Genomic DNA, 5768 nt, shown 5'->3' with positions numbered 1-5768 from the left:
CACCTCGACCACCGCATCATCTCCCCCACACTCCGAGCCGCCCTGCTGCAACTGTGGAACCTCTGAACGGTGCATATTCCTTGTCACGCATGATGTTCGGCATCTTCACCAGATATTCCCGGAGATATCCACAATTCTTGCGCTCCAACGCTTCTCGCGAGCGACGATCACGCTGACATACCCACATGCCGGTGCGTGTTCGGCGACGCAGGTGCCCACCTTTGTCGTCTTCATCGGAGAGTCGGCGCTCGACCACGGTCGGCCGACCTGGCCTGAGGGCCAGGGGCCGCCATGCCCAGCGACCTCCCGGATGAGTTCCTGACCCGCTTGTGTGTGGCTTCCCGGCCTGGGGACGGCCGGGTTCGTGATGTCGAGACCGCCGTCTTGTCCATGATGTCGATGGCGCTCGAGAATGCATCCGCTGAGATTGGATGGACGCACGGCCGCAATCTGCAGGCTCGACGTTGCGTCTTCGAGGTGGTGAAGGTGTTGGTATGAGCGGCGACTGAGGAAAGAGCCGGCAAGATCGATGCGTGCATCCAGGAACTACCTAAGCACGCTTCCGCGCTCGAACACAACGTTGCCGAGGAAGAAACCGACTGGCGCATAGAGTGATTTCGGTTCACCCAGATTCCGGACCGCCCATGACTTCGAGCCAGCGCCACTCTGGCTTCGAACTGTAGTTCAAGAAGCAGACCGCGGCTCGCACACAACTGGAATCGGCAGGACCACAGGGATTCTTGCAGCATCCCCCACTGATGCGCCTGGCACCTGCACTCGTCGGATCCGTCCGGACCCCTTACGATTCAGATCGAGGACAATCGGACTTCGACACCACAATCTTCGCCGGGTGCCCCGCACCCACGAGCACAAGAAAAGTGCAGTGGGTGCGGGATTGTGGAACTCTGCGGTACCGGCGAACGGAAGGTCAGTGCGCCGCCGCGTACTCGTCGACAAGCGACTGGGGCAGACGTCCGCGAGCGGGGACTTCGTAACCGGCCTCGATGGCCCAATCCCGGATCTCCTTAGAGCTCGGCGTACCCGAAACGCTCTTGCTGGCCGCGCTTCCTCGCCGCTTCCGCCCTCCGACACGGGTGGCATGCGCCACGTAGTGCTCGATCTTCTTGCGGAAGTCTCGGGCGTTCTTCTTGTTCAGGTCGATGGTGTACTCGACGCCATCCAGGGCAAAACTGATCGTCTCCCCCTCGTCCTCCAAAGGGGTTCCATCGATGTCGTCGAACACTTCCACGACCGTTCTGCTTGCCACCGGCAAACCTCCATTTTCAACCTTTTCGGAAGGGACTGGAAACATTCTACATACCAACGGTATGGGGCGAATCCTAGAATCAAGAAAGTACCCCACGTGAACGCATCCAGGAGCCCGCCTGTGCAGTTGATCCGAAGTCGCAAGAGAACCGCTCCAAAGGAGCCGGTAATTGGGTCCACACTTAACGCCTCACCGGGACGTGCCGACCACCCTCATCTTCGCATCGAAGATCACCACGCCATCCCGAACGGCACTCCCCCACTTGCATTGATCGACGATGCAAGCGACGATCACGGCCGGGGCAGATCCCCTCGACGCGACCCGCACTGCCCTCTCAATACGTCGCGCAACATCAGCCATTCCACCCTGCGCTGGGCTTGGAACTAACCACCACGCAGGCCTACGCAGAAGACAGATTTGTGACGGTCACCACCAACCATCCGAGCAACACCTTTCCATACTTTCGGTCGAGTGATAATGCCCCTCACCTGAAACAAGAGCTTCGCGCCGATGGCGTGTTTCCCGAGGCTAAGAAGAATCCCGACGACACTCAAACCGCAGTCGAAATACCAAAACGCGTTCCTGAACTCAGCCCGGACTCGTCCCCTCAGTCTGAGCGGACACTGCCGCCTCGGAACATCTACACGCCTGGGACAGGTGCGTTGCACGGAGGATGCCCAACTGATTGCCGCACGTCCCCGCCCCACCCCGGGCCGTCGAGCCCGAGTGGCGGCGACAACCACCCACACCAGCGCTATCAATGGTCTACACGCGATAGTCAACGAAAGGACAGCGATCGGCATAAACGGGTCCGCGACGGCCGAAGACCGCTACCGCAAGCGGTCACCTCGCCTTCGAAGACGCCCTGCGAGGTGACCGGAGTCCCCCTCGACCGCGACGACTTCGTTCAGATCCTGCACAGCCGCGCCTCCCGCAACCCGGTCGTACCCGACTGTCCGAACACGACGCCCGCATCCTCGACGAAGCCGGATTCACCGGCGACCGCACCGCCGCGACCACCGCACGACTCGACCGCGACATCCGCATGGCGACACTGGTCCACAAATCGAAAACGATCGACGACGCCGCCGCCCATCTCGGTGTCACACCCGCCCGCGTCCGGCAACGCATCACCACCGGCGCACCCTGGGCGTTCGACTCGGGCCGCCACCGACTCCTGCTCCCCGCACAGTTCACCGACACCGGCGAAGTCCCCCACCTCGACAAGATCATGCCGTCGATTGCGCAGGACCTGTACCCACTGACCGTGCAGGCACTGCTCACCCAGCCACAGGACTCACTCGTCGTCGACGGCCACCCGGTGTCGATCGTGACATGGCTGACCGGCAGCGCCGGCAGCCACGACGACATCGAAAGGCCCGGAGGTCATCACCATCGCCGAATGGGAGTCGATGTAGATGGCGGCGATGATCCCGCCACCACCGGCCATCACCACACTCCGCGCGGCAGGACTGCTCCCCGACAAAACCATCGAATGGACACCGACCGAAAGGATCTGGCGCATCCACCGCACCACCGGGAACCACGTCCTGCGCTGGAGCGGCCTGCGGACAATCGGGCCGATCCTGCGGTTCGATCACCACCCGGTTCCGCGCGGTACACACCCCGACTACGGAATCTGGTACGGCGCATCCACTCCCCGTGGTGCAGTTGCCGAAGTGTTCCGGTCCTCCAAGGTCATCGACCGCCACCGCGGTAATCCGTACCTGACCGGCCTCACATTCACACGCCCCGTGCGTCTGCTCGACATCTCGGGGATCGGCGGCGGAACATGAGCCACCCGCGTCGGCGGCGGCCATTCCCTCGACCCGGTGTCCCATGGCCGGGCCCAGCACTGGGCACGCACCATCCACCGCGCCCATCCGGATCTGGACGGCATCATCTACCGCGGCCGGTTCGCCGGATCCACCTCGATCGCGCTGTTCGATCGCGCGGCCGACGCCTTCCCGGCCCGGCCAGACTTCTCACTTCCCCTCGCACACCCTGCCCTCGCCGACGCGATCGACACCGCAGCCCACTGCCTCGGCTGAATCGTCACCCGACCGGCAGCACAGCGCCAGAGAATAACCCGATACCGTCGAGGCACGCCCGAGGCGCCGACACACGTTTCCCGCGGCGTCCCCTTCGAGACTTGGCCGAGCACCGGTGTAACGGACGCGGGCCGCATCCGCCAGACCCGTATCAGCTCGCAGCAGCCAACCCCGTGAGAAGATCACAGCCGCGCTCCACCGAGTAGACTCTCGCGCCCCAACGTGAACGAAATGTATTCCGCCGGAAGAATATCCGAGAACCGACCGCACGCTCGCGTTTGCGGTCGCGACGGTCGTCTGCAGCCGTGTGCCATCGACAACCCGCGCCCGCCGGCGCCACACCCACCAACCCGAAAATGCAATATGTGCATCCCAGTCGCCTGGAACCGACGCGAACGCCGACCCAAACGATCGGTCGACATGTTCGCGCTGGTCGCAACTCGAGCGAACACCCGAACGGTACTGCTCGGAGTTCTACGCTCACCCGTCGATAGCTGCACCATCGACAACGGGCACGGCTCCGCCGGCAACACGCTCGACACCCACCCGAGCCCGAAAACTACTGTCTCAGAACGCGGAATCCTGCAAGTGCGACCCTGATCATCCTCGGATACCCGCCGGACGCCCATACCTGCAAGACGTCGCAGTCGAGTTCGGCGACAGCCACGACCTTCCCCATACGTGCGCACTCGCAGTAGGATCGCTAGCCGCCCCGGCCTGCGCCTCCGTCCGCAAAGCGACCAACAGCATCACACCCGATATCGGACTTCTCCACGGCAGACCAGCCAATCCTCGGAACGCACATCGCCGGCCTGGACCGCCAACTGGTCCCACTCCCCATCTGGCTTCGCCCCCGGGTCACGCAAGTCGCATCGTCGATCGTCGCGGTCTCGACCCACTCACAGACGTGATCGACTCGGGCGTCGCGAATCCGGCCACAACCATGCCGTTCGGCGCGTGACCGCTCGGGACCTTCCGAACACAGCCTCCGAGGTACCGAGCAAGACACGACAATCGGAACTCCTCGACGCACCGAGCACCGCGAGCGCCATGCGGACGCCGCAGCCGAACTCGCCCGCCGAAGCACCGGAGTGCTTCCGCCTCCCCGGACACCGCATCCCTGGCCTCCACGGACCGAGACACCGACTACCGGAACGCCCGATCGTCTCCAGGTCGACACACACACTTCAGAAGCTGAAGCTGTCGGCACGGAGGTATTCCGACCGCGAATCGACTGGCGCACACCAAGTCACCAGTGAGTCGAACACCCAGCTTGCGCCGCTGATACAGAGGGCCACGGCCGTGGATCTCGAATGGGATTCGCAGGTGCTGTTGGTGTTCCGGGACACTCTGGGCCACAAAATGATTGCCACACACTGGTAGCCCGACCCTGGCGAAAGCTGACGCGATCGCGCCGGTGAATCTTGTCAGCATTCCAGGAAGTCACCTGCGGCACGTCCGAGAAGCCGGCCCTCTCGGGGGAAGATTGCGGAGCCGCTCGGTTTCGGTGCAGCCATGACCGCCCCCTCGATCGGCCCGGAGCTGTATCTCCGTTCCCCGGTTACCGAGACCGTGTAGTTCTACATCTCCAGCGCACAGCCGCCCACTGCAGTTGCCTCGTCGTGGACGCTGTCCGCGACGCGGTTCAGTGGTTCGGGCTGGCTCGAGCGTTCAGATCGGACGCTCCGCATGAGTCGCCGAGCCCGCAATCCTCGTCGGCTTCGGGCCGTGGGCCACAGGCACCAGGCACTACAGGTATCTCAAGCGCGGCGACGCGCAGGCCCGCACGCAGCACCACCGGAAGATGGGCAGGGGTGGGTTGCGTCCATCAGGATGGTGTACGAGCCGGAACCAAACGAACTGATCGGCGTGTCGTAACCGGACGAAAGACGGTCATCGCGTGATTCTTCGAGAGAGCTACCAACTCGACTCGACGAAAGAGCACGCGATGACCACTGCCCACGATATCGATCTGCGCCAGCTTGTCGAAGACCGACTCACCGGCGCCAGCCCCGACCTGCTGCGCGAGCTGCTGACGATGTTCATACATGCCCTGATGGGCGCCGAGGCCGACGCCCTGTGCGGCGCCGACTACGGCCAACGCTCCGACGAACGGGTCAACGTTCGCAACGGCTACCGGCACCGCGACTTCGACACCCGCGTCGGCACCCTCGACGTGGCCATTCCCAAGCTGCGGTCCGGCTCGTACTTCCCGGATTGGTTGCTGCAACGGCGCAAACGCGCCGAACGTGCCCTGACCTCGGTTGTTGCGACCTGCTATCTACTCGGGGTCTCGACCCGGCGGATGGAGAAACTCGTCGATACCCTCGGGATCACCTCGCTGTCGAAGTCGCAGGTCTCGGTGATGGCGAAAGACCTCGACACCCAGGTCGAGGCCTTCCGGAACCGACCCCTCGATGCGGGCCCGTACACGTTCGTCGCCGCCGACG

The 5768-nt window shown here is 63.6% G+C and carries 2 protein-coding genes and 2 pseudogenes; 2 read left to right on the top strand and 2 right to left on the bottom strand.

Annotated elements, in window-relative coordinates; translation table 11 throughout:
• Nucleotides 1-928 precede the first annotated feature (928 nt).
• Both M1M07_RS31755 and M1M07_RS31750 read right to left on the bottom strand, forming a co-directional pair.
• On the bottom strand, nucleotides 929-1267 hold the full coding sequence (locus M1M07_RS31755; protein ID WP_248676698.1) for an Lsr2 family protein: 339 nt from the start codon (nucleotides 1265-1267) through the stop codon (nucleotides 929-931).
• 907 nt (nucleotides 1268-2174) lie between these two features.
• Nucleotides 2175-2393 (bottom strand): hypothetical protein, encoded by a 219-nt coding sequence (locus M1M07_RS31750; RefSeq protein ID WP_248676697.1) that lies wholly within the window; start codon nucleotides 2391-2393, stop codon nucleotides 2175-2177.
• A gap of 301 nt (nucleotides 2394-2694) precedes the next feature.
• On the opposite strand from M1M07_RS31750, the pseudogene M1M07_RS31745 reads away from it, so the two are divergent.
• Both M1M07_RS31745 and M1M07_RS31740 read left to right on the top strand, forming a co-directional pair.
• A pseudogene (locus tag M1M07_RS31745) lies at nucleotides 2695-3318 on the top strand (RES family NAD+ phosphorylase).
• Nucleotides 3319-5266: 1948 nt separating this feature from the next.
• Nucleotides 5267-5768, top strand: a pseudogene (locus M1M07_RS31740) (IS256-like element IS1164 family transposase); the annotation flags it as partial.

The organism is Rhodococcus sp. HM1 (assembly GCF_023218075.1).
Taxonomy (GTDB): Bacteria; Actinomycetota; Actinomycetes; order Mycobacteriales; family Mycobacteriaceae; genus Rhodococcus.
The sequence above is the reverse complement of the archived record's forward strand: the minus strand, read 5'-3'. Positions and strand labels throughout refer to the sequence as shown.